The organism is Candidatus Moraniibacteriota bacterium (genome assembly GCA_016699875.1).
Classification (GTDB): Bacteria; Patescibacteriota; Minisyncoccia; order Moranbacterales; family UBA1568.
This window is the reverse complement of record CP064989.1, coordinates 208,726-234,098: the sequence shown is the minus strand read 5'-3', so window position 1 is coordinate 234,098 and position 25,373 is coordinate 208,726. Positions and strand designations below refer to the sequence as shown.

Sequence of the window (25,373 nt, the reverse complement as noted above, 5' to 3'; positions counted from 1 at the left end):
CCTCGTATTTATGCAAAAAATAACCGAATATTTCCTCGAAGCGAAAGCGGAGGCTCTCAAAATCAATTGGCCGTCGCGAAAACAGGTGATTCGATATACGCTCATTGTTCTGACCGTATCGGCGTGTGTTGCGGTACTGCTCGGGACACTCGATGCGCTTTTTGGAGCACTGTTTCGGAAGTTTATTCTTGGGGCGTAGCACGAATTTTTCTTATTTTTACTATGGCAAAGCAAACACAACATCATGGACGGGCGTGGTACGTGCTTCATACCTATTCCGGATATGAGGATAATGTCTGCCGAAATCTCAATCAACGTATAGAATCCATGGGCATGCAGGAGTTTATCTTCGATGTCATGGTTCCGAAAGAGAAGAAGATAAACATGAAGAATGGCAAGCGCACGGTGGTGGAGGAGCGTATTTATCCGGGCTACATTCTTGTGGACATGATCGTGACGGATGCTTCATGGTATGTGGTGCGCAATACGCCAAATGTGACCGGCTTCATCGGTCTTGGAACAACGCCGACGCCGGTTGATCCGAAGGAAATCGAAGCGCTCAAGAAGCGCATGGGTGTCGAGGAGCCGAAGTTTAAGATCGATGTACGAAAGGGTGATCCCGTAAAGATTGTAGACGGTCCATTTAAGAACTTTGATGGAAAGGTAGAGGAGACGGATGATGCGAAGGGAAAGATAAAAGTTCTTGTTTCTCTCTTCGGTCGCGAGACGCCGGTTGAGCTGGATTTCCTTCAAATCAAAAAGGTATAGCGTTGTGGCACACGAGATGTATCCTGGCTTGATTGAGTTGGATTGGATTTGAATAGAGTTCTGCCCTTGTAGGTATTTTCGAGTTTTAGCATTCGGACGCTTCTTCCGGATATTGGAACGAGACGGTAGAGATTTAATTTTTCCTTATGGCAAATATTAAGACAGTTCTCAAACTTCAGATTCCCGGGGGGAAGGCGAATCCGGCACCGCCAATTGGACCGGCGTTGGGTCAGCACGGTCTTAATATCCAAGACTTCTGTGTTAAATTCAACGAAGCAACCAAAGATAAGATGGGGGATATTATTCCGGCGGAGATTACGGTGTTCGAAGATCGGACATTTACCTTTGTTCTGAAGACTCCTCCGGCAGCAGAGCTTCTCAAGAAAGCGGCAAAAGCATCGAAAGGTGCGGCAAACCCTCTGAAAGATACGGCGGGTTCTATTACGAATGATCAGCTGCGCGATATTGCAACGGCGAAGATGGTGGATTTGAATGCGAATGATGTCGATGCAGCTATGAAAGTAGTTGCCGGAACGGCACGAAGTATGGGCATTAAGATTCAAGGATAATAGATAATATTTGTTTGTGTGGGAGTTTCACTCATTGAGTGGAACGATCGTACCACGACATGATTATGAAACAAGGAAAGAAATACCGGAAACTTGCCGAGCGAATTGAGAAGGGCAAGGTGTATGAGGTGAACGAAGCCCTCGCGCTTCTTTGTGAATCGCCGATTGCGAAGTTTGACGAGACGGTTGAAGTGCACTTTCATCTCGGCATTGACCGTAAGAAGACGGATCAGCTGGTTCGAGGGACTATTGTCTTCCCGAACGGTTTGGGCAAGTCCAAGAAAGTCGCAGTGATCACGTCGTCCAAAGGATCGGAGGCAAAGGCGGCGAAGGCGGACATGGTCGGTGGCGAGGAGATGATTGCTGATATCAAGGAAGGAAAAGTGTTGCCGGGGACGGACTTTGATATCCTTCTCTCGACGCCGGAAATGATGCCAAAACTTGCGCAGATTGCGAAAATATTGGGACCGAAGGGACTGATGCCGAACCCGAAAAACGAAACGGTGACGACAAAGATTCAGGATGCGGTGATGGCGCTCAAGAAAGGGAATAAAGCGAGTTTTAAGACGGATGACTCCGGAAATATTCACCAGGCGGTCGGAAAAGTATCAATGTCTGCAGAGCAGCTGGCCGAAAATATCACGGCTTTTGCCGAGACAGTGCAACGCCTGAAGCCGGAAGGACTGAAGGGGAGACTTATTGTTTCTGCCACTCTGACAACCACTATGAGTCCTGGCATTCGAGTGCAGATCTAGTAGCCAAATACTTGCCCTCTCTCAGTATTTCTTATGGAAGCCCGCTTGAAACAGGTGGGCTTTTGGTTTCTCTTTTGGCGTTGTGGTACAATAAAGTCCGCATACCGGGGCAGCTATCATGATGAATCGCGCTCTTTTCTTTGAGTGACTCGTCTTGTTGTCTTTTCTGTGTTTTGATGTTAATTGCTGAGTTGTTTTGCCATGTATCAAGTGAGGCTGGAGCAATTCGAAGGACCTTTGCCGCTTCTTCTCTCGCTTATAGAAAAGGAGAAGCTCGATGTTACTCGTCTTGCGCTTTCGATAGTTGCTGACCAATATTTGGAGCATATTGCGCAGGAAGACGATGTTGCACTCCCGCATCTTTCCCAGTTTCTCTCGGTTGCTTCGCGGCTTCTCTTGCTTAAATCACGAGCACTGTTGCCAGTCTTATCGTTTACTGAGGAGGAGGAAGAGTCGATAGAAGATCTTGAATGGCGTTTGCGCGAATACAAGCGGTACAAAGAAGCTTCGATAAGATTGGGAAGTCTCTTTCTCTTGGGACATCGGGGATTCCATCGGGAGTCGTTTGTGAATGTGCCCGATGTTTTCGCTCTGCCATCCAATGTAAGTGCTCCGGGTATCCGTGATGCGTTCTCTGCAGTGTTGGGATCGATCCCGTTGCCGGTATCTCTGGACGAGCGGATTGTTGAAGAAGTGGTAACTCTTGAAGAGCGTGTTTCATTTCTTGAATCGCGAATAGAACAGTGTGTGGAGGCGGCATTTTCCGATATCGCAGCTGAATCTCGTGATCGGATCGAAGTGGTCGTTTCCTTCCTTGCGCTTCTTGAGCTGGTGAGGCGAAGGACGTTCAAGGTCAATCAGGGCGAACTTTTTGGAGAGATTCGTTTCCGGAAAGCCGTCAATCCCATGTAGTGTTTTTCTATGGACATACGGAAAACAGTATCAATTGTCGAAGCCCTTCTCTTTGTCTCGGGAGATCCGGTTTCTGTTTCCCGGCTGGCTGAGGTTGCGGAGGTTCCCGAAGAAGATATGGAGGCGGCGTTGGAAGTTTTGCAAAAAACATATGTGGAAGATGCTCGGGGGCTTTTTCTTATCCGTCAGGGAGATGGTGTCGTGCTGACGAGTCATCCGGATTGCGCGGCATTTGTTGAGCGATTTGTCCGGAGCGAACGCGAGAGCACTCTTTCTCGGGCGGCACTGGAGACGCTCGCCATCGTTGCTTATCGCGGGCCGATTGGTCGCGCTGAGATCGATGCGATTCGCGGGGTGAATTCGGCTATGACGCTTCGTAATCTTCTTTTGCGTGGTCTTGTTGAGCGTCGTGGGAACCCGGATGATGCTCGGGGGTATCTGTATGGTCCGACACTGACATTTCTGGAAACAATAGGAGTATCATGTCGTTCAGAGCTGCCGGATTTCGAAACTCTTTCAAAGGATGAACGCCTTCTGACGATTGTTGCCGGCTCGAATGAAGGGAATCCTCGGGAGCAGGGGTTTGCTGATGAAAAAAAGAAAAACACATGAATTCAGGACATTCTCTCTCCGCACGGTTTTTTGCCGCTTCTTTGAAAGCGTTCGCGCTTCTCGTTTTGTTTTGCGGCGTGTTTTTTGTGAAGGAAAAACTTTTTTCAGGTGCCGATGATCCTCTTGGACGGGAGTCTCATGGTGATATTCAGAAGTCAGTTCCGGAGGTGGCTGGCGTCTCGGATGAGAAAGACACTTTTTCCCCGATATCATTCGAATCGAGGGATCATGCGGCGGAATTCCGCCCGATTCGGAAGGAAGGCGTGTATGATCTGGCGCTTCCGTCGGCGCATGCAAGTGTTGTGATGGATGCTGAGTCCGGCATTGTTCTGCAGGAGAAGAATTCTCATGAAGAGCGCCAGATTGCTTCTTTGACGAAACTCATGACGGCGATATTGGTGGTTGAACATACTCAGAATTTGGATGAGCCTGTGAAGATTGATGAAGAAATGATCGCAGTTGAGGGGACGAGAATAGGTTGCCCTCGAACGGGATTCTGCAATGGTGTTCGGTTGCATGTCGGTGAAGAGATATCCGTGCGGAGTCTCCTGATGGCGATGTTGATGAATAGCGCGAATGATGCGGCGCAGTCGCTTGCCAAGCATACCGCTGGGTCAGTTGATGCTTTTGTGGAGCTTATGAATGCTCGGGCACGAGCTTTGGGACTCTTGGACACGCATTTCTGTACACCGTCGGGACTTGAACCGGATGGACGGGAATCGAGCTGCTATTCTTCGGCGTTTGATATTGCGCGTATTGCTTCTCAAGCGCTCAAGTATGATATTATTTGGGAGTTGGCGCGAACGCCCGGCACGACGATTATATCGAGTGACGGAAGATATTCGCACGATATATTTAATACGGATGTATTGCTTGGTGAGGACTCGCATCTTATTGGCACTAAGACAGGTTTTACGCCACTTGCCGGGTATTCGCTTTTGGCGATTTCGTTTGATCCGGACCGGCAGCATAAGGTAGTTTCCGTTGTTCTGAACGATCCGGAGCGATGGACCAGTATCAAGAAGATGTTTTCGTGGGCATTCCAGTCTCACTATTGGCGTTAATTAAAAGGGTCATTATGGTGCAAGTATCCGACATACAGACCATTCCTGAGGTGGTACATGTGCTCAAAATCTTGGTAACGGGACTTCTGGCGTTTTGTACCGCCTTCTTTTTGACGCCCTTATGGACACATATCCTCTACCGGAACAAAATCGGCATTCGCATTAAAGATCATGGCGTTTCGGGTGATAAGCTTACCGTGGTGAGTTCTCTGCATGCCGGGAAGGCCGGAACGCCGACGATGGGAGGCGTGATCGTCTGGTTTTCTGTGGCTGTCTTAGTGTTGTATTCTCACTTCGTGTTTCCTGCGATTGCGGAATTTTCCGGGAAAAATTTTATTGCGCGGCTTGATTTCTTCAGTCGGGCTCAGGTATGGTTACCGCTTTTTGCGCTTACGGCCGGAGGGCTTTTAGGGCTTCTCGACGATTGGATGAGCGTTCGAGGTATTGGAAAAAACAAGGGTGGCGGCATGCGTTTTCTTATGAGATTCTGGTGGCTCTTTGCGATTGCCGGGACCGGTGCGTGGTGGTTTTATGCCAAGCTCGGTTGGGATCGTATTCATGTTCCTGCTGTCGGTGATTTCTCAATCGGGTGGTGGTATATCCCGGTTTTTATATTCATAATTCTTTTCGCGGCTATTTCATCCAATGAAACCGATGGACTCGATGGATTGAATGGAGGCATTCTTCTGATGGCATTCGGATCTTTTGCGTTGATCGCATTTTTTCAAAACAAAATGGATCTTGCGGCGTTTTGTTCGGCGATTTCCGGCGCGCTTTTGGCATTTCTGTGGTTTAACATTTACCCGGCGAGATTTTTTATGGGAGATACCGGCGCCGTGTCGTTGGGACTTACGCTTGGAGTGGTTGCTATGCTTACGAATTCGGCGCTCGCACTCTTTATCATCGTATTTATCTACGTGCTCGAGTCCGGAAGTGCGGCGATCCAACTTTTCAGTAAAAAGTTTTTTCAACGGAAAATTTTTCTAGCGGCGCCGATGCATCATCATTTTGAAGCGCTTGGTTGGCCTGAGCCGAAGGTTGTTATGCGCGCTTGGATATTCACGGTCATTACCGCTGTCCTCGGTACTATTGTCGCTATCCTCGGTATGGGGCGGTATCATTGACAGGTATTTACGTTTTCTGTGTGTTATTGATATCGATTTGGTAACTCCTAACTTTTCCGTTTATGAATCTTCGAAGTGTTCGGGATGCGAATGTGGCGGGTAAGAAGGTTTTGGTTCGAGTGGATTGCAATGTCGAGTTGAATGAGAGTCAAGACGTGAAGGAGAAATACAAAGTGGCGGCAGCGCATCACACGGTCGAATACCTATTGTCGCAAGGAGCGAGGGTGGCGCTTGCGACGCATCTTGGTCGTCCGAACGGGAAGCCGGATGACTCATTTTCAGTCCGACATATTGTGGATGATGTGGAGCGAATATTGGCGCGCACGGTGCGTTTCTCGGAGAGCTGTATCGGCGATGGCGTCGAATCAAGTTTGGAAGATCTCGCTGAGGGCGAAATTCTCCTCTTGGAGAATGTCCGGTTCTTCCCGGGTGACGAAGCGAATGATCCGGCGTTTGCGCAGGCGCTTGCCGCGCCCTTTGATGTCTTTGTGAATGATGCCTTTAGCGTCTGTCATCGTGACCAGGCAAGTGTGACGGGTGTTACGAAGTTTCTTCCCAGCTTCGCCGGGTTGCATCTCTTGGATGAAGTGAAGCACTTGACCGATGCGCGAGAACGGCCGATTCGCCCGGCGGTGGCGATTATCGGTGGCGCGAAGATAGAGACAAAACTGCCGATTATTCGTATGTTCGAAGAGAAATATGACTGCGTGCTTGTGGCAGGAAAGGTAGCCTGTGAGGCGCAAGATGAACATATATCATTCTCAGACAAGGTGCTCCTTCCGGAAGACTACGCTCCTGAGCGGCAGGATATCGGTAGCAAGACGCTTCTTCGCTTTCGTGATGAGATACTCAAGGCGAAAACCGTCGTTTGGAATGGCCCTCTGGGAAAGTTTGAGAACCCCGAATATGCCGCGGGGACACATATGACGCTCGCGAGCATTATTGAGAGCGGCGCTTTTTCGATTGTTGGCGGTGGAGAAACGATCATTGCTCTTGAAGAAGCGGGACTATTTCAGAAAATTTCTTTCGTGTCGACGGGCGGTGGTGCTATGCTTGAATTCTTAAGTGGCGATCCGCTCCCGGGACTTCTTACGCTTGAGGACGAAACTCGCTAATTCGTTTCGTTTCCGTTGTTTATTGTCCGAATCCGAAGAAGCTGATTGGCTCCGGGAAAGTGATCGAAGTGAGTGTTGTTGCGCTGGATGCGGTGTCGGGGAAGAGAAAGAGCAATTCGTTTTTTGTTCCGATGCTTGACAGTTGAAATGGCGTGTCGGGTAGACTGGTGATGGTCAGCGTATCCCGACTTCCTCGATCGTCGAGTTCAATGGTTTTGATATCATTTCCGGAGAAGAAGACGGCATGTTCATAGTCTTTGGTCCACTGAACGTCATGTATGGCGCTTGAAAATCTTCCAATATCGATCCGATCATTTGCTTCGCGGACAGGTTGCACCTCCCATTTCCGCGTGAAGAATGCGAATATCTCCCAGTCAGTCCAATAGAGGAGTTTCTTTCCATCATCGGAGAATTGCGCGCCTTTTGCGTTCTTCGAGAGACTTTTGTACCACTCTCCCGTTGGCCCCTCGTTGAAGAGGAACAGATCTCCCGTTGCGTGATTCAGAAGGGCTATTCTTGTTTCATCGTATGCGATGAGCGAAAAAGACGCCTCGTATTCCGGCGAAAAACCTTCCGGTGGTGTTGTTGTGATTTGCTGTTTATCCGCGGGATTTCCGCTTGGGAATCGGTACAGTATGCCGGTTTTTGGTTGAAGCGTGATGAGAGTGTTGCCCACAGTGTCAAATGATTCGATGTTTTCCGAAAGCGCGGTTTCTTTGAGGGGTGTGTTTATGGGGAGTGTAAAGAGTGTTGTTCCCGAAAGGAAGAAAATCATAGCTGCGTTTGAGCTCCATTTCGCTTCCTGTGGATGTGGGACCCCGACAATATCTTTGATATCGGTTGTTGCCGGAATGTCCGTCCGAATGAGAAAAGTATGCTCTTCGTGTGTTTCTCGGGAGAGGAGGGAGAGAAGTATGAACGTGGCGTCCTTGGGCGACCATCGGAGCGCGCTTCTCTGGGTGTCCTTGTCAAGAAAGAAGTCGGTCGTGCTAAAGATTTGCTGTTGATCTCCGGTTATCGTGTTGAGAATCACGACGGTTGTTTCCCGGTCTCTTTCAGATATGACCGCGATGAGATTTTTTTGCGGAAGCGGAAAGAATGCCTCTCCGCCTTCGAATGATGCAAGGGTTTCTTGCGGGTAGGCGGTTCGAGCGAGGAGTACATTCCAAAATTCCGTGGCGATGCCGCTTCGAATGGTGACTTCTTTGGACCAGGTACTGAATCCGGGCGCAGAGACGGTGACAGCATGTTTTCCGGGAAGGATTCCTTCGACATGGTAGGAATTGTTGAGGCGATTGCTGTCTGCGGACACAGATTTTCCGTCTATTTGTATGTCGAGATTCTGTGTGGGGTTCGCTTGGATGGAGATGGAGCCGGTATATATAAAGATACCCCGCTCGAAACTATAGCGATACCCCATGAGAAAGAGAATGAGAATGGGAGTGGTGATGAGGAATGTGATCGCAAGCGACCAAAAGAATATACGCCGACGGATCGGACTCATAGAAAAAACGAGGATGAAATTATGCTCTCATGGTACTGATTCGAAGCTTTTCTCGCAAGCGTTGACCGTGGAAGTGGCGCGGTGTACGCTTTGGGTGTGTAGTGAGGGATTCAACTCGTTTCACTTTTCTCTATGAATGTGTTCGCTTCGTTTTCATCGTTTGTACCAGCGAAGTTTGCGGGGGATATCTCTTTCGTGTTGCTCTTTGTCGGCGGGAGTCTTACGCTATCGTTTGTCTTGGGGCGCACGCGGCTCTTGAGCGTCGTAGTGTTTTCGTACGTAGCGCTTGCTTTTGTCTTGGCGCTTCCGGCAGCGTGGCTTTCGTTTGCTCCGGAGGGGCGAGCAATTGCGTTTCTCGGGCTGCTTGTGGTACTTGTAATGGTAGGGGACTATATTCTTGACATCCACATATCCAATCCAACCTCTACCTTTTTCTCGCGCGTTCTGGTAATGGGTTGTCTGGGGACGGGTCTTGCTTTGAGTATGGCGCTTTCCTTAGTGTCGTCGTCTTTTGCGCTCCGGTTCCTTTCGCCGACGGTGTATGGCTATTTTTCCGATTCATGGGCGCGTCTGGTATGGATGGCGGCGCCGCTTCTTTTCCTGCTCTTTGTAAATAAGCGGAAACGTTAGTATAATGGCTTATTTAAAGCATTATATTGGTTTTCCTGCTGGTTGGGAAGGTGAGGGTTTGTTGAAGCATGTTCAAGAAAATGACGGATGCTTGACAGAACTCTTTTTGTTCCTCTATACTGCACATGCGAAGGAAGAAAGCTTTCCGCTTTCTTTTTTATCGCCAAAGCCCCTTAACAATTTGCGAAAGTATGATTGCAATTTTTTGCGGTCAATCCAATAGTTATACGGATCTATCAGTCTTCTTTTCTTCGTAAGGGGAAGGGAAGCATTGGGTTGAGGCAATCGGATTTGTGGTTTTAGTTGTGTTTAATTGAGGAGATGTGAAATGTGTAATGATGGGTGGGAATCGAGTTTGAGCAGTTTTTTTCTTTGTTTGAGGAGCCTCCCGCTGAGTTTCGAGGAAAAGGTAGCGCTCTGTGAGAAAATAGCCGACGCGCTTGAAGGAATGCCGATCGGGAAAGTGGATTTTCTTATAAAATCTCTCAGACCATTGAGATCTAACACTATTCCTCTCTCGGAGAGAGATCTTTCGGGCAGGGAAATAAAGGAAAATGTGCCGTCTGAAAGATAGACAACAAAAGTTCTTCTTAGTGCCAACATGGATGTTGACACCACAAATCCGATTGTCTCGCCTAACTTCGAGAGATTATTTTGTTGCTGTAAGATGGGCAATGAACATTGGTTTTTCCGATGATTTCTCGTATACATCTTTATTGAGAGTTTGATCCTGGCTCAGGATGAACGCTGGCGGCATGGATAAGGCATGCAAGTCGAGTGGGTTTAGACCCACGGCAAACGGGTTAGTAATACGTAGGAATGTTCCCTTAAGTCGTGAATAATTTGTCGAAAGACAAGCTAATACACGATGTGCTCTACGGAGTAAAGATTTATCGCTTGAGGAGCAGCCTGCGTCCTATCAGCTAGTTGGTGGGGTAAAAGCCTACCAAGGCTCTGACGGGTAGGGGGTGTGAGAGCATGGCCCCCAACATTGGGACTGAGACACTGCCCAAACTCCTACGGGAGGCTGCAGTCGAGAATATTCGTCAATGGGCGAAAGCCTGAACGAGCGATGCCGCGTGTAGGATGAAGGCCCTCGGGTCGTAAACTACTTTTTTCAGGAAAGAATTTCGATGACGGTACCTGGAGAATAAGAGGTTACTAACTCTGTGCCAGCAGTAGCGGTAATACAGAGACCTCAAGCGTTATCCGGATTTATTGGGCGTAAAGAGTGGGTAGGTGGTCGTGTTAGTCAGATGTCAAATCCTTCGACTCAATCGAAGAACTGCATTTGAAACGGCACGACTTGAGGCGGTGAGAGACCAGTGGAATTCACGGTGTAGTAGTGAAATGCGTTGATATCGTGAAGAACACCAAAGGCGAAGGCAGCTGGTTGGCACCGATCTGACACTGAGCCACGAAAGCGTGGGGAGCGAATGGGATTAGATACCCCAGTAGTCCACGCCCTAAACGATGCACACTAGGTATGGGAGGAATCGACCCCTTCCGTGCCGCAGCTAACGCGTTAAGTGTGCCGCCTGGGAAGTACGAGCGCAAGCTTAAAACTCAAAGGAATAGACGGGGATCCGCACAAGTGGTGGAGCATGTGGTTTAATTCGACGATAACCGAGGAACCTCACCAGGGTTTGAAATCTAGCTGGAGATCTTAGAAATAAGAAGTCCTTCGAGGCCGCTAGACCAGGTGCTGCATGGTCGTCGTCAGCTCGTGTCGTAAGATGTTCCGTTAAGTCGGGAAACGAGCGCAACCCCTGTCGCGTGTTACACGTATCACGCGAGACCGCCCAGCTCGGAGTGTAAAAGTTTTTGGGAATTTAAGTGAAAGAGACATCGTTCTTTTGGTTTGTTGTGGACAATCTTACTACGGAAGATTTCGGATTGACATCTTGCCGGGTTATGGGTTGGAGACCTATAGACACAACAATCGCACAACGAAGCTGTCAATCTTCAGTTGTACTTAAATTCCCTCCCAATTTTTTGCATTGCGAGCTGGGAGGAAGGAGGGGATGACGTCAGATCAGCATGGCCCTTTGACACCCTGGGCGACACACGTGCTACAATGGCCGGTATAAAGGGTTGCCAAGTCGCGAGACGGAGCTAATCCCAAAAAACCGGTCCCAGTTCGGATTGGAGTCTGCAACTCGACTCCATGAAGCCGGAATCACTAGTAATCGTGAATCAGCCAAGTCACGGTGAATACGTTCTCGGATCTTGTACTCACCGCCCGTCACACCAAGAGAGCCGGCAATACCAGAAGGCCCCGTGTCATATCGGGGACGACGGTGGGGTTGGTAATAAGGGTGAAGTCGTAACAAGGCATCCGTAGCGGAAGCTGTGGATGAATCACCTCCTTTCTAGGGAGTAATGGTGAACATTTCTTTGTCGCAAGACAGGGAAATCACACATATGGTCGTTTTCTTCTCTCGCTTCGGCGAGCGGAAGAAATCAGCATCTTGAGACGTTGGATTGACCGCAGAGGATTGCATCTTGAGAAAACGAACGCTTTTTGCGTTCGTTTTTGTTCTGAACGGGGGTTTCTTTCGGGAAGACGGATTTTTTGATTTCTTGCTGATGAACTTGACTGTATAGTGGATACGTGCTACTATGTCGAGTCAAGATTCCTTGACGTTGCTTTGGATTGGAGAGTGAAATGAGTACTCTTAAAAAATCGGGGATAGCTGTAGTTGTGTCCATGGTTTTGTTGCTAGGTGTGGGTTTAGTTTGGAAAATGACCTCTAGCGGGTGTAAGTGGGCTATCGGGAGTGGCTCTGTATCTGTATCTTGCAAAGAACGTTATCCGGATATTGTCATTCAAGATATTCAGATATTGAGTGACAATAATAATTCTGTGCTTCAGCAAGGCGAACGCATGTATATAATGTATATATCTGCGCGTGCGGTTGGGTATGTGGCATGGTCTAACCAGAAGACCGGGCAGACCGAATGGTTCGAGGCTGACGCATTTCCTCCGGCGGAACGAATGAAGGAATTTCTTCCGCAAAATCCGGCTGCGCAAGGGTTGTATGATGTCTACATCGACCAAGGGAAGACTCCGGAAGAAAGCGCTATTTTGGTATTGGAAAGCTCCTTGGATATTCGGCACAAAGAATAAGGAGGGAAGACGAAAGGAAACAGTGTTTCTAGAAAATTTCCAGCGGACGAGAATTTTGTGAAAGGCGAGGTATTTCAGAATATCTCGCCTTTTCTCTTTTAGGGGAGTATTATGTGACCATGAAATGGAAATTGCCACCGAAGATAAAAATCTATGAGGCGCTCGGGTGTGTTGCGGATGGGCGTATTGAGTTGATTGGCAAGAATGAGTCTCGGGTGTATTCGTCGAGTCGTGGAAAGTTTTATGTCGTAAAGTACGATGCCGGTGCGCGAGCGATCATGGCGAATGACAATGGCTCGTATTGGCGAGGGTATCTTGGGTATCCGGCAATTGCTTTTTTGATGAGTATTGGTGCTGTGTCATTCGATACTCGGTATGCGGAGGCACTGAAGGATATCGCGTGGAAGGATATCAATACGAGGTTCAAGAATGATTTTGAGAAAACGGAGAAATATATCCACGATATTCTTCGGGCAACGGACGTGTCTCTAGAAGGTTTCCTGCGGGAAGTCGATGATATCATGTCTCAAATTGAGACACTGGATCTGTCTCTTCTGGGAAAGAAAGTAAAACCACCGACGGGGTATTGAGAGGGTTTTGGTTCTTGCAAAATATTTGAAGTTGTAGGACAATTAACCGTCCCAATGTGGACATACTACAGTTGTTTCCCAACAAAAGAGGGTTGCGGTCGTGAATGTACCATACATCGGCATAACAGGATTTGTATCACGAGAGGAAGTTAATCAGGTGCTGGATGTTTTTCCGGAGAATTCCTACCGAAAACTTATGGTTGGCGTTCTGGTAAGTGAAAAAACACTCCAGGGTGTTCCGACCAAATGGTCAAGTCGCTACCCGAGTCCCAGAAATGTTGCCGGGATATTTCCGAAGCATCCAATGACAATCAATCTCGTTCACTTTCACGCACAAGAATCAGTGAAGTTGTTTGATCGGTTGCTGGAAGTGGCGGAATTGGGCGGGGAGAATTTCCATGGTTTCCAGCTCAATATTAAATGGCCGGGTGTTCGTGTTCTGGAACGTTACAAAGCGCGGTATCCATCCAGCACAATTGTTCTTCAGTGCGGTTCGGGAGCGCTCAAGTCCGCAAATAATGATCCGAAAATACTTGCTCGTTTTGTTCGTGACTACGTGGACGTATGTGGCTATGTGCTTGTAGATCCAAGCGGCGGACGGGGCGAGACTCTTGTTCCGGAAACGGCATTGAAATTTCTTGATCATTTGCACGATGTTCTTGAGGGTAAGATGAATATCGGCGTTGCCGGTGGACTGGGGATTTCCGGTGAGACAGGAGAGTTACTTCAACCTATTTTTGACATCTTTCCAGATACTTCAGTTGATGCGGAAGGAAAACTGAGAGATATGCCGGACGATATTCTCAATGTGCCGAGAGCATGCCGGTATTCCTTGGAGGTTCTTGAAGCATTGGCATCCGTGAGTGAGTGAACTTTCTTGAAACGTGCAAGCTGAAATCGGTCGTTAAATACGAGAGCCTGACCAGCTCTTTTTGTTTTCCTGCGGAGGGGATTTTGATGAGGATATTTTTGTAGTATATTCTAGGGGAGCGTAACTTGTGATTTTATATCTATGATGGGCGGATATTTTGGCGATGGTATGGGGTGGTTCGGGTTTGGATTCGGTTGGATCGCGACGATTCTTTTCTGGGGATTTGTGATATGGGGAATTCTCGCGGTAGTGCACGCGCTTACCGGTCGAGGATCATGCCGAGGATATTGTGATGGAGTGTCTCGACATGGCGGTGATGATGCAAATGAAGGGAATCGCGCGCTGGATATTCTCAAAGAGCGATATGCTAAGGGAGAAATCTCCGAGGAGGATTTTGAGAAAATGAAAAAGAATATACAATAATTCTTCTTATGCATTTTTCAAATATTGTCAAAAACTTTCTCGTACTGTTGCTTGGGGCGATCGAGTTCTTCTTGGGGATGCACTTCGTCTTGCGGCTTTTCGGGGCAAATACGGAGGCGCCTTTTGTGCGATTTGTTTCGGAGACGAGCGCGCCGCTTCTCGCGCCGTTTACCGATGTGTTCCGGAGCGGGCACGTGGTCGGATTCGTTTTTGATTTCTCGACGCTGCTCGCCCTTTTTGTCTATGTGTTTATCGGATATCTCCTGATTGAGCTCATGCAGCACCTAGATCGCCCTCATTGACAGATCGATAGTGAGAGTGTTCTTCCGGCGTTTTGAGATGTGGTATACTGGGAGTGCCTCTTATTGAAGGGGCGGGTGTTTTTGTTAAAACAGTAAGAAATAATAATATTAAAATGTCTTATGGATGAAGTTTCCTATGGACAGGGTGGCGGAGCGTCTCCCGGAAGGGGTGTGATGTCGAAGCTCTTTCGTCTTCTTGCGGCGCCGGAACGGCGCATGACGGTGTTTACTATTGTGTTCCTTGCGGTGGCGCTTATAGCGCTCGTATGGTTTATCGTAGCGAAGACATCGGGGGAGGTGGCCGATTTGCATTTGTCGCCATCATCGACGTCGGCGACAGTGGGGACGCCGTTTAATGTCGATATGAGTGTCGATACGCACAACAACAACGTTGTTGCGGTGAAGGCGGTGATTCAGTATGATCCGGCGAATTTTACACTCCTTGGTGTGGATACGTCAGCATCAGCGTTTTCTACTGGGAATACATGTCTGTACAACAGCAAGCCATGTGAAATTATTGTGCAGGATGCAGCCAATGGAAAAGCGACGGTTACCCTCGCCAAGCCGACACCGGGTGTAAATACGGCATCGGGGAAAATCGCAACCCTGCAGTTCCGAGCGCTTCAACCGGTCGTTCCTTCTTCGGCAAATATCACGATTCAATATGTTGCCTACGGAAACTACACCGATTCGGATGTTATCTTTGATGATGGACTCGGAACGGATATTTTGAATAGCGCGACGAACACAACTGTTACTGCATCTCTTGAGGTTCCATCTGGGCTTGCCGCACCGACGAAGACCGCTACAACCGTTGGTCTCACCTGGGCGGCCGCCTCGGCAAATTCAACCATTGTGAGTTACAAGATCTATCGGAATGGCACGCAAGTTGGGACAAGCTCGACTCCGTCATATACCGATACGGGTCTGACTCCGCTTACTGCGTATACGTATCGTATAAGCGGTGTGAATGGGAGTGGAGTTGAATCTTCCCAGTCAAGCCAGGTTTCGGCGACGACACTTGCCGATACAACGGCGCCGTCTGTTCCGGCGGGTCTTACGGCGACAGCAAATGGTATGGATAAGGTGGATCTTTCGTGGACAGCATCAACGGATGATGTGGCTGTGACGGGCTATCAAGTGTATCGTTGTACCGGCGCATCGTGCTCGAATTATACGCAGATAGGGACGCCAAGCGGAACGACCTACAATGATACGGGTCTGACTGCGGAAACGACATATAGGTATCGTGTTGCGGCAGTTGATGCGGCGGGAAATGCGTCAGCGCAGGGAACGGCGGTTTCAGCGACAACAGCGCAAGATTCGGCGGCGCCCACAGTGCCGACAGGTGTTTCGGCGACAGCAGTTTCCATATCACAGATCAATCTTTCTTGGACGGCGTCAACGGATAATATTGCGGTGACAGGGTACAAAGTATATCGTTGTACCGGCGCAAGTTGTTCAAACTATACCCAGGTTGGGACGCCGAGCGGAACGACCTACAATGATACGGGTCTGACCGTGAGCACTACGTATCGGTATCAGGTGACTGCTCTTGATGCGAGAGGCAATGAGTCGGCTCGATCGACTACGGTTTCGGCAGCGACCAACTCCGATACGACTGCTCCTTCTGTCCCATCCGGACTTTCAGGGACAGCTGTCTCCATGACGGCGATTGATCTCACCTGGACGGCTTCGACTGACAATGTGGGCGTAGCTGGTTACCGGGTGTTCCGCAATGGTACGCAGGTGGGGACAACATCAGCAACAACGTATTCCGATACAGGTCTCACAAAGTCGACCGCCTACTCGTACACCGTGCTCGCCTATGACGCAGCGGGAAATCCGTCAGCGCAGACCACTCCGGTTTCAGTGACGACGCTTAATGATACGACTGCTCCTTCTGTCCCAACCGGACTTTCAGGGACAGCTGTCTCCATGACGGCGATTGATCTCACCTGGACAGCGTCAACGGATAATATTGCGGTGACAGGGTACAAGGTCTTTCGAAACGGCACGCAGATTGCGGATGTGACAACGGGGACATCGTATTCCGATACGGGTCTGACGCAGAATACGAATTACTCGTACACAGCGCTTGCCTACGATGCCGATGGCAATCAGTCGGCACAGACGAGTGCTATCTCCGTGAAAACGCTTGCGAAGACCTATTCCATCTCGGATTTCACTGCGCTGGTTTCAGTGTGGCTCCAGAACGTGACGAATAATCCGTCGGATGTGAATAATGACGGCGTTGTGAATACGCGCGATATCGGTATTATGATGAGCAATTGGCAGTAGCCTCTGCTTTTCGAAAAAGCCGAATCGAACGAGCCCTCCCGGATTCTTTCGGGAGGGTTTTGTTTTGGATAAGCTTCTTACTCTTTGAGAATTTTTTACAAATAGAAGATATAGTTTTTCCCTTAGACTAAGTATATTTGACATGTTTTTTATACTCTATATACTTATATATGCATAATACGTAAACAAACGGTATGAATATTCTCACGCCGAAGCAGAAAATAGTTTTGCAGGCAATTCGTCAGTTCTTTTCCGAACAGGGGAAGATGCCGACAGTTCGCGAGCTTCAAGAGGAATCTGGTCGTCAAGGCCTTCGTCTTAAGAGTTTGCGCAGTTTCTTCGTGTATCTCAACGAGCTTGAGGATAAGGGATATATCGAGCGAACGCACGAAGATCGCGGTATTAAGCTCAAAGAGCTGACAAGTAATATGTTCGTGAACATCCCCATACTTGGGACGGCAAATGCGGGAATGGCCCTTTCGTTTGCAGACGAATATGTTGAGGGGTATCTCAAAGTGTCTCGGAAAATCGTAAAAAGCAGCAAGAACGTCTTCGCGGTACAGATTTCCGGTACCAGTATGAATAAGGCGGAGATAGAAGGGAAGACAATTGAGGATGGAGATTTTGTTTTGGTAAATGGAGATGTGAAGGACTACAAAACGGGAGATCGAGTGCTCGTGGTTATTGATGGACTGGCAACTGTCAAGACGTTTCGTACGGTTGATGGTAAAAATATCGTACTCCTTCCCGAATCGACCGATCCGAAACATAAAGCGATATTTTTGACAGAAGATGATAACTTCGTTCTGAATGGAAAGGTGATTGATGTGCTTAAGTTACAGTAGTGCTCATGTCGAATTCTTTCTCTGAGCCTGTCAAACGCCCTTTTGGTGGACTCACTGAATATTTCACTTCTTGTGTGGTTCGTGTGTTAAGTGATATACTAATTAAATGGTGCACATTTCGGTCTCTTTTGATTTGGGGCAGAGGGTTTCGAGTACGCTCTCGATACTGCTTATTCTTCTTTTGAGTGTGCTTGTGGCTCTGCTCACGCTTCGTGCGGCTCGCGACATTGTCAGCATGGCGGAAACTTCCCCAGTGTTTCATATCGAGAATCGATCGAACGGTAATTCGGATCAGGATATGATGAGTTCTCAGTCACCGGTTCCAGCTGGTTGTTCCCGGGATGCGAAGGTATGTCCAGATGGCTCGGTAGTTGGACGTGTCGCGCCCTTGTGTAATTTTGCTCCGTGTCCCAATGAGAAGTTCGGGGAATGAGTGCGTATGTAGGAATGTTGGGAAATATATAAAGAGCCCGCCGGAAGAGGGGGCTCTTTGATTTTCCTGTCGGTCTTCTGCTAGAGGGGACACATCCTGTGGTGTTCCAATTTATTCCCATGAATCAATTGCTGCATTCTCCGTGCGAAGTAGGGTCTTCTCCAGAGAAAACACAGATCAATTGTTTCTGGAGGTATTTCGGTCGATCCACGGGTTCTTTTTAAGAAGGTTCCATAATTGGAAAGAGTAGCCATTTGGCTGGGATGACTCATATCCATCGTTATTCTCCTTCTTTTCTGTTTTTCTCGGATTTACTTCCTCTTTGCTGGGGAATTACTTCGTGTTTCTTATGTCCCAGTGCGTGTATTATACACCGTCAGTTAAGATTCGTCAATAATATTTGTCAAATTTAGTGGCTTCTTTCTCGGGGTGTTATTTTGACGAATTGGAGGGATGGGGTAGTATGGGAGTCTATGGAAACGGTCAATATGACAACTCGAGAGGCGCTTTTTCGAGCGATATTTCCTTCAGAGCCGAGGTTTCGTTGGGAGCAGGTTTTGCGTGCTTTGTTTGATCAGAAAATAGCCGGATGGCAGGAAGTGTCAACGATTTCGAAAGACATGCGAGAGAAAATCGCCTTGAGTATCCAATGGATGTCGGTCCGATCGGTAACGGTTTTGGAAAGTCGGCGGCGAGATACGAAGAAAGCGGTGCTTGAGTGTGCGGACGGGGCGCGCGTTGAGACGGTCCTTATGCGGAATGCGCGCGGGCATTGGAGCGTGTGCGTGTCGTCGCAGGTCGGATGCGCGATGGGTTGTACGTTTTGCGCGACGGGGAGCATGGGTTTTGTGCGGAATCTCACGGCTGATGAAATCGTGGACCAGTTTCGTTTTTGGCAGTACCTTCTTGGTCAAGAGGAATCTTCGGAATCGACGCTTCTCTCGAACGTGGTGTTTATGGGAATGGGTGAGCCTCTTGCGAACTATGATTCGGTGCGTGAGGCGATTCGGACATTGCTGGCACATACTTCTCTCGGAGCAACGCGGATTACCGTGTCGACCGTCGGGCTTTTACCGGTATTGCGAAAACTTCTTACTGATTCTCTCTGGCCGCCGGTTCGACTCGCCGTGTCACTTCACAGCGCCGATCCGTTGACGAGGAAGCGCATTATGCCATCGTCGTTCAACTCGTTCCTTGATGATTTGGCGCTATGGACCAAAGAATATTTCTCTCGATACAATGAGCGACGGCGACATCTCACATTCGAGTATATTCTCCTGCAAGGTGTGAATGACGGCGCAGAAGATGTCAGGAAGCTGGTTGATTTTTCTCGGCGGGTTGGGAAGGTGAAGATCAATCTTATCCCATACAATCAGACGCTGAGCGAGCATCGCGAGAGTGATCGAGTCACACCGTTTCTTGCTGAGTTAAAACAATCCGGTATTGTGGCGACGGTGCGGAAGGCTATGGGAGACGATATTGCCGCTGCGTGCGGACAGTTGGTAGTAGAGAAAAAGAATGCATAATCTATGCCCAGATACTTTCTCAAAACATTTGGGTGTCAGCAGAATGTGGCTGACAGTGAGCGGATCGCGGCATTTTATGAGTCGCGCGGATTTGAGGCGGCTCTGCAAGAAGAGGATGCGGACACTATCGTGATCAATACCTGCGTTGTTCGGGAACGAGCGGCTGAGAAGGTATTCGGACTTATTCGGAATTTGGCGCCGCTTCGGGAGAAAAATCCGGGGATTTCTTTTGTCATTACCGGGTGTCTTATCGGTGCGGCGAGTCGGGAGCCGTCTGGGAAAATGATGAAGGCGCTTCGCGAACGGCTCCCCGATGTGCAATTCTTGCCGCTTGAGGAAGTTGGATTCGAATATACGCCGAAGCGTGCCTCTGGGAAACTTGCTTCCATCCCCATTTCGAACGGATGCAATAACTTCTGCACGTATTGCATTGTGCCATTCTCGCGCGGCAAGGAACGATCGCGACCGTTTGCAGATATTGTCCGCGAGGCGGAAGAGGCGGTTCTTTCCGGGCGGGACGAGATCTTTCTCTTGGGGCAAAATGTGAATTCGTATGGAGCGGATTTCTTTGTGGATGTTCTTGGTGGTCGCGCCGATGCATTTCGATTGCCGGATGGTCGCAAAGTGAAACCGGTTATGGTGAAACATTTGGGGAGGCATCGTATCCCAACCTTGTTTCCCGAACTTCTCGATGCCGTCGCTTTGATTCCCGGTGTGCGGAAACTCTCATTCATGTCGTCGAATCCATGGGACTTTTCGGATGAGCTTATCGAGACAATCGCCAAACATGAAAATATTGATCGACTTCTTCATCTTCCGGTGCAGGCGGGGAGTGATGCGGTTTTGAAGCGAATGAATCGCTGGTATTCGCGCGATGAATATTTTGCACTCATTGAGAAGATTCGCGAGCGTATTCCGGGAGTGCGCTTCACGACGGATATTATCGTGGGCTTTCCCGGGGAAACGCTCGATGATTTTGAACAAACGCTCGATTTGGCACGGAGAGTGAATTTTGAGAAGGGGTATATTGCTTGGTATTCGCCGCGCCCGGGAACGGCTGCGTCAAAGTTTCCGGACGATGTTCCGTACAAAGAGAAGAAACGCCGCCGAGATGAGCTTGATAGGCTTGTCAATGTAAGAAAACATACGTGAAACATTGACAAAATGTCTATAATTTGGTAAACAGACAGTAGTTCCCGGAGCATTTTCCGGTTTTTCTAAAGACTTTCTTTGGAGGGTATTTGAGATGGCACCAATACAAGCGGTAGATTTTTCTTCCAGTGTAGAAGGTGGTATGAGGGATGATGAATCCATGTTTCCTGATAGACAATGGATTCATGAGAACAACACTGGACCCCACTGGGTTCCCCTGTTGTTTCTCTTTCTCGTGTTGTTCTTAATCCCAGTATTGGTGAAATGGATCTTCTTATAATGATGCTGGTCAAAGTTTCTTTCTAGTCGCCTAAGTCATAATGATGTGATCGGGCGACTTTTCTTTTTTCTTTTGGATGATAGGATGAAGAAAGTGTTGAAGCGTATGGGTCCAGCACTGTTTTATCGGTAAGGGAAAGTCAGAGATTCCTTCGTTTCTCCGCCAGCTGGCGAATTCGGTCGGAATGACAAACAAAATCGGGCGAAAGATTTTTCGCTTCTACTATTTCTCCTTTCATTTCATTTTCCAGAAACTTTCTATGAAAAAAACGATCTCTCTCTTATCGTGGAATGTAAATGGGATTCGTGCGGCGGAGCGGAAGGGGTTTGTTGAATGGATAGAGAGAAGTGAATACGATATTGTCGCCGTACAAGAGACCAAAGTTTCTCATCCGGACCAGCTTTCGGAACGGCTCAAGAACCCGGACGGGTATGAGTCGTATTGGCACTCGGCGAGTGAGAAGAAGGGGTATAGTGGTGTCGCGGTGTATACGAAGGAATTGCCGATTGATGTGAAGATGGATTTCGGAAAGAATTCGCTCTCGAAAGAAGGGCGAGTCATTGAAGTTGAGTATCCATCGTTTACACTTCTCAATATCTATTTTCCGAATGGTGGATCGGGTGAAGAACGACTTCGATATAAATTGGAATTCTACCGGGAATTTCTCGCGTATATTGTGAAATTGCGCGAGAAGGGAAAGCGGGTAATCTTCTGCGGCGATGTGAATACAGCGCACACAGAGGACGATCTTGCGCGACCGAAGGAAAATGCTGGCGTCTCCGGATTCTTGCCTATTGAGCGCGATTGGATTGATCGTGTTCTCGAGGCGGACTTTCTTGATACGTTCCGACTTTTTCATGAAGGAAATGGACACTATACATGGTGGGATATGAAGACGCGGGCGCGGGACCGGAATGTTGGCTGGCGTCTTGACTACTTCTTTGTTTCGAAGGAATTGCGGAAGCGCGTTCTGAGTGCTTCTATCCTCTCGGAAGTTCCCGGATCGGATCATTGTCCGGTTACGCTCACACTTTCCATATGAGTGCGCGCGTATCGCTTCCGGAGGCGGGAATGCTCCTCGTTGGAGGGGCAATCGGTATTCTTCCGACAGATACGATCTATGGATTTGTGGCGTCGGCGCTTCTTCCTGAATCAGTAGAGCGGCTTTACAAAGCGCGCTGGCGGGATGAGCGGAAACCGTGCATCGTGCTTCTCTCGAGTGTAGATGACATCGCGTGTTTTGATCGGGTTGTCTCTTCTGAAGAACGGCGGATTCTCGATAGGGTGTGGCCGGGCGCGGTGAGTGTGATTCTCCCCGGATTTTCTGAATCGTTCTCATATCTCCATCGAGGGACGAATTTGATCGCGTTTCGTGTGCCGGATGTGCCCGAGCTTCGTGATGTACTTCGTGTTTCTGGACCGATTATTGCTCCGTCGGCAAATCCGGAAGGTATGAAACCGGCGGAAACGATTGAAGAAGCGGAATTGTACTTTGGCGGTCGCGCAGATTTCTTTGTGAATGTCGGGAGACTCTGTGGATCACCCTCGACCATTGTACGACTTGAAGCCGATCACTCTCTGAGTCTTCTTCGCGACCGTGCTCCAGCTCACGATCACGGGTCTTAATTGGTAGCGTGACCATGAGAGAATAAATTTTGGCTTGAGGAGAGGGGATTTTACGGCACAATGGTTTTATGGTTGACACTGTGTTAATTTTATGCTTTAATGGAGTGTCGGTTAGTTGTTTAACAAGGAAGTGTTTTTCGCAATAACTTCCCCATTCCAAGCCTTTCTAGCAGGAGAGAAACATGTCCCTGAAATCGCAAGAGTTGTTCGCCGAGTTCTTGGCTAACTACAAGCCAAATCTTCCCCAAACTGTATTGGAGAAGATCGCCGAAGCCGGCACTATCAAAAAGGAAATTGACACCTTGAAAGAGGCGATTGAGTCCGATGATATAACTGTGCGACAGCTGAAACAGTTCAAGGCACGAATTTCCGAGCTTCAAGAAGTGGCATGGAAAACTATGCCACAGCTGTCCTATCCTGACGGGCTAAGGCTTGATCCCTCGAGAATTTACGAGGAGATGAAGCGGCTTGCTCAAGAAGACGTGGGTATACTAAGTAGAGAAAAAACCCAAGATTTGGGTAATCTGTCCCTCGTACTCCAGTTACTGGACGGGGAGAGGCATGTCGTAAGTCTCATCTGCGCGTGGGAGCCAATCGGCGACGCCGGGGATGCTATTTACAAAGCTCTGTTGGATGAAGCTGGGTTCGACGAGCAAGTTGCTCGAAAAAAGTACGACCAGCTGGTCGAGTTACGAAAAGTCGAGAAGGAGGAATAGAAAACTCCGTTCAATCAGGATATTCGTGATGGCATAAGAGGGAGAATTGGTCGAGGTCTGTGAAATAGTTTGGTAAAACTACTTCACGCAAACACTAGCCCCGTTGGTAAAAACCAGTGGGGTTTTTCATTTTTAATTTCTTTCCATTTTTTCACCAAAGTTTTGCAAGTATTCTCGAATTTGCTACCCTATATTAGGTTCTCCTTTCGAATTTCGAAAAATACTCAATACCCATTGCGCTTTTCTGAAACAACCAAACCAAAAAATCGAGAGGGAGAAAGATTTTTCTTGCGCGCCTCTGGCGGATCGGATGCGGCCGAGGTCGTTTGAGGAATTTCTTGGGCAGGAGGAAATTCTTGGAGAGGGGACGCTTCTTCGGGAGTCGATTCGATCGAAACGGTTGCCATCGCTCATTCTTTGGGGACCGCCCGGAAGCGGGAAGACGACGCTCGCTCTTCTTTTGGCACATGAAGTTTCTGGCGAGTTTCTGAAGCTGTCGGCGGTTGGAAGTGGTGTCAAGGAATTGCGCGCCATAATTGAACGTGCGGAGGGGAACAGACAAAATGGCGGGAGCACTATTCTTTTTATTGATGAAATTCACCGGTGGAACAAATCTCAGCAGGACGCGCTGTTGCCGCATGTGGAGCGCGGTACGATCACGCTTATTGGGGCAACGACAGAGAATCCGAGTTTCGAAGTGAATCCCGCGCTTCTTTCGCGGACACAGGTGATTGTCTTTCGTTCGCTTTCACCCGAATCTCTTGCGAGTGCGCTCCGTCACGCGCTTCTCGATACCGAACGAGGACTTGGGAAACGGAATGTTCAGGCTAACGATGATGCGATCCGTTTTCTTGCGGAACGCTCTTCGGGTGATGCGCGTGTGGCACTGAATGCGCTCGAAGTGGCGGCAACTCTTGGCGGAACGATTACGAAGGAGCATGTGCGAAAGGCGCTGACGCGACCGCGTTTCTCCTACGACAAGGGCGGGGAAGAACACTACAATATTATTTCTGCGCTTCATAAATCTCTGCGTGGCAGCGATGCGAATGCGGCACTCTACTGGCTTGCTCGCATGCTCGAAGGCGGAGAGGATCCGCTTTATATCGCGCGGCGTCTTCTGCGTTTTGCGTCGGAAGATGTGGGGCTCGCGAATTCGTTCGCGTTGCCACAGGTGATTGCTGCATATGATGCGTGTCGGTTTCTCGGGATGCCGGAGTGCGGCGTGCATCTTGCGCAGGCGGTTGTGTATCTCGCGCGATCGAAGAAAAGCAATGCACTCTACGTAGCATATGAATCAGCGATGAAAGACGCTCGTGATTTTCCATCTGAGCCAGTGCCGCTTCATCTTCGGAATGCGCCGACGAAGCTCATGAAAGGGCTGGGCTACGGAAAGGAATACAAGTACACGCCGGACTTTGAGGATGCGGAAGAGGCGAAGCAGGAATATTTCCCGGAGAAACTCAGCGGCAGGAAGTATGTTTCGTTTGGCGACGAATCTTGACAAATTCAGTGATTCGCGGGAGAATAGCGCACGAGGAGAACACGGAAAGGGACAAAAAATTAACGAATCGAGACAAATAAGAGGCTCATAACAATGAGCAAAAGGAAAGAAGGACAACTACAGCTTCATCCTGGGGATTTGCAACTTAGTTTATCCATGGGAAGTGTGTGTGTTGCTCCTGTTCGTGAAGAGGTTCCATTCTTTTTCATCGCTATTCATGATGGAGCCGGATGGCACGAACAGTTTGTGCATGTTTCGAGAGTTCTTTCGCTCCTATCCCGTTATCACGTTGACCGGAATTGGATTCAATTTCTTCGAGAGATGGTGTATAGGATTAAGGATTACCAACACAGGCATGAAGCGCAGTTATTTTTGCAGCTTCTGCGGGCTGTTGGTCATCAATAAGATCTGATCGATCTTAAGAATGCAAGAAAGCCTTGGGTGATCCCTAAGGCTTTTAAAAATGGAAATTTTTTTGAAAACGTGGTATAGGGAGAGGGATTGCTTTTGTTGTCTTTTATGAAATAAAGCACAGCGTCATTCTCGCGAAGGCGGGAATCCATGTTCCGTTTGTTCAAGAAAAACACGCTACAGCTTTCTTTGTTCGAAAAGTGGTTCTATTTG

General features: G+C 48.6%; 25 protein-coding genes and 1 rRNA gene. 25 read left to right on the top strand and 1 reads right to left on the bottom strand.

All coding sequences use genetic code 11. From position 1 onward, the window contains the following. The first annotated feature begins 10 nt into the window (after window positions 1-10). The 9 genes from secE (at window position 11) to IPK84_01085 (ending at window position 6,919) form a co-directional block, all read left to right on the top strand. Window positions 11-199, top strand: coding sequence for a preprotein translocase subunit SecE (gene secE / locus IPK84_01125; GenBank protein QQS15954.1), 189 nt, complete (start codon window positions 11-13; stop codon window positions 197-199). Between the two features lie 23 nt (window positions 200-222). Beyond that, window positions 223-768, top strand: a complete 546-nt coding sequence (gene nusG / locus IPK84_01120) for a transcription termination/antitermination protein NusG (GenBank protein QQS15953.1) — start codon at window positions 223-225, stop codon at window positions 766-768. 146 nt (window positions 769-914) lie between these two features. Beyond that, a complete protein-coding gene (gene rplK, locus IPK84_01115) occupies window positions 915-1,337 on the top strand; it encodes a 50S ribosomal protein L11 (protein ID QQS15952.1) in 423 nt (140 codons plus the stop codon). A gap of 62 nt (window positions 1,338-1,399) precedes the next feature. Then, the gene (locus IPK84_01110; protein QQS16246.1) at window positions 1,400-2,092 is read left to right on the top strand and encodes a 50S ribosomal protein L1; all 693 of its coding nucleotides are present in this window, start codon (window positions 1,400-1,402) and stop codon (window positions 2,090-2,092) included. Between the two features lie 201 nt (window positions 2,093-2,293). Then, window positions 2,294-3,004, top strand: coding sequence for a segregation/condensation protein A (locus IPK84_01105; protein ID QQS15951.1), 711 nt, complete (start codon window positions 2,294-2,296; stop codon window positions 3,002-3,004). Between the two features lie 9 nt (window positions 3,005-3,013). After that, window positions 3,014-3,616, top strand: a complete 603-nt coding sequence (gene scpB / locus IPK84_01100) for an SMC-Scp complex subunit ScpB (protein ID QQS15950.1) — start codon at window positions 3,014-3,016, stop codon at window positions 3,614-3,616. Beyond that, on the top strand, window positions 3,613-4,680 hold the full coding sequence (locus IPK84_01095; GenBank protein QQS15949.1) for a D-alanyl-D-alanine carboxypeptidase: 1,068 nt from the start codon (window positions 3,613-3,615) through the stop codon (window positions 4,678-4,680). The genes scpB and IPK84_01095 overlap by 4 nt, the downstream gene beginning before the upstream one ends. Window positions 4,681-4,694: 14 nt before the next feature. Continuing rightward, entirely contained in the window at window positions 4,695-5,804 is a 1,110-nt protein-coding gene (locus IPK84_01090; GenBank protein QQS15948.1) for a hypothetical protein, read from the top strand. Between the two features lie 62 nt (window positions 5,805-5,866). Then, entirely contained in the window at window positions 5,867-6,919 is a 1,053-nt protein-coding gene (locus tag IPK84_01085; GenBank protein QQS15947.1) for a phosphoglycerate kinase, read from the top strand. A gap of 19 nt (window positions 6,920-6,938) precedes the next feature. On the opposite strand, the gene IPK84_01080 is transcribed toward IPK84_01085, so the two are convergent. Then, entirely contained in the window at window positions 6,939-8,423 is a 1,485-nt protein-coding gene (locus IPK84_01080; GenBank protein QQS15946.1) for a PEGA domain-containing protein, read from the bottom strand. A gap of 132 nt (window positions 8,424-8,555) precedes the next feature. On the opposite strand from IPK84_01080, the gene IPK84_01075 reads away from it, so the two are divergent. The 16 genes from IPK84_01075 (at window position 8,556) to IPK84_01000 (ending at window position 24,749) form a co-directional block, all read left to right on the top strand. After that, the gene (locus IPK84_01075) at window positions 8,556-9,053 is read left to right on the top strand and encodes a hypothetical protein (protein ID QQS15945.1); all 498 of its coding nucleotides are present in this window, start codon (window positions 8,556-8,558) and stop codon (window positions 9,051-9,053) included. Window positions 9,054-9,765: 712 nt separating this feature from the next. After that, window positions 9,766-11,425: ribosomal RNA gene (locus tag IPK84_01070) — 16S ribosomal RNA — on the top strand. A gap of 296 nt (window positions 11,426-11,721) precedes the next feature. Continuing rightward, entirely contained in the window at window positions 11,722-12,183 is a 462-nt protein-coding gene (locus IPK84_01065) for a hypothetical protein (GenBank protein ID QQS15944.1), read from the top strand. A 119-nt stretch (window positions 12,184-12,302) separates the two neighbouring features. Continuing rightward, the gene (locus tag IPK84_01060) at window positions 12,303-12,773 is read left to right on the top strand and encodes a hypothetical protein (GenBank protein ID QQS15943.1); all 471 of its coding nucleotides are present in this window, start codon (window positions 12,303-12,305) and stop codon (window positions 12,771-12,773) included. A 100-nt stretch (window positions 12,774-12,873) separates the two neighbouring features. After that, on the top strand, window positions 12,874-13,644 hold the full coding sequence (locus tag IPK84_01055; GenBank protein QQS15942.1) for a hypothetical protein: 771 nt from the start codon (window positions 12,874-12,876) through the stop codon (window positions 13,642-13,644). Window positions 13,645-13,785: 141 nt separating this feature from the next. Next, a complete protein-coding gene (locus IPK84_01050; GenBank protein QQS15941.1) occupies window positions 13,786-14,067 on the top strand; it encodes an SHOCT domain-containing protein in 282 nt (93 codons plus the stop codon). 8 nt (window positions 14,068-14,075) lie between these two features. Continuing rightward, a complete protein-coding gene (locus tag IPK84_01045; GenBank protein ID QQS15940.1) occupies window positions 14,076-14,369 on the top strand; it encodes a YggT family protein in 294 nt (97 codons plus the stop codon). Between the two features lie 120 nt (window positions 14,370-14,489). Further along, window positions 14,490-16,670, top strand: a complete 2,181-nt coding sequence (locus IPK84_01040) for a fibronectin type III domain-containing protein (GenBank protein QQS15939.1) — start codon at window positions 14,490-14,492, stop codon at window positions 16,668-16,670. A 194-nt stretch (window positions 16,671-16,864) separates the two neighbouring features. Next, on the top strand, window positions 16,865-17,515 hold the full coding sequence (locus tag IPK84_01035) for a hypothetical protein (protein QQS15938.1): 651 nt from the start codon (window positions 16,865-16,867) through the stop codon (window positions 17,513-17,515). Window positions 17,516-17,621: 106 nt separating this feature from the next. After that, window positions 17,622-17,948, top strand: a complete 327-nt coding sequence (locus IPK84_01030) for a hypothetical protein (GenBank protein QQS15937.1) — start codon at window positions 17,622-17,624, stop codon at window positions 17,946-17,948. A 473-nt stretch (window positions 17,949-18,421) separates the two neighbouring features. Next, a complete protein-coding gene (locus IPK84_01025; protein ID QQS15936.1) occupies window positions 18,422-19,474 on the top strand; it encodes a 23S rRNA (adenine(2503)-C(2))-methyltransferase RlmN in 1,053 nt (350 codons plus the stop codon). A gap of 3 nt (window positions 19,475-19,477) precedes the next feature. Continuing rightward, window positions 19,478-20,626 (top strand): radical SAM protein, encoded by a 1,149-nt coding sequence (locus IPK84_01020; GenBank protein ID QQS15935.1) that lies wholly within the window; start codon window positions 19,478-19,480, stop codon window positions 20,624-20,626. 539 nt (window positions 20,627-21,165) lie between these two features. Further along, the gene (xth, locus tag IPK84_01015) at window positions 21,166-21,948 is read left to right on the top strand and encodes an exodeoxyribonuclease III (protein ID QQS15934.1); all 783 of its coding nucleotides are present in this window, start codon (window positions 21,166-21,168) and stop codon (window positions 21,946-21,948) included. After that, window positions 21,945-22,532: a Sua5/YciO/YrdC/YwlC family protein gene (locus IPK84_01010; GenBank protein ID QQS15933.1), complete on the top strand. Its 588-nt coding sequence runs from the start codon at window positions 21,945-21,947 to the stop codon at window positions 22,530-22,532. The genes xth and IPK84_01010 overlap by 4 nt, the downstream gene beginning before the upstream one ends. Before the next feature lie 182 nt (window positions 22,533-22,714). Next, entirely contained in the window at window positions 22,715-23,248 is a 534-nt protein-coding gene (locus IPK84_01005) for a hypothetical protein (GenBank protein QQS15932.1), read from the top strand. A gap of 310 nt (window positions 23,249-23,558) precedes the next feature. Further along, a complete protein-coding gene (locus IPK84_01000) occupies window positions 23,559-24,749 on the top strand; it encodes a replication-associated recombination protein A (protein QQS15931.1) in 1,191 nt (396 codons plus the stop codon). The last annotated feature ends 624 nt before the right edge of the window (window positions 24,750-25,373 follow it).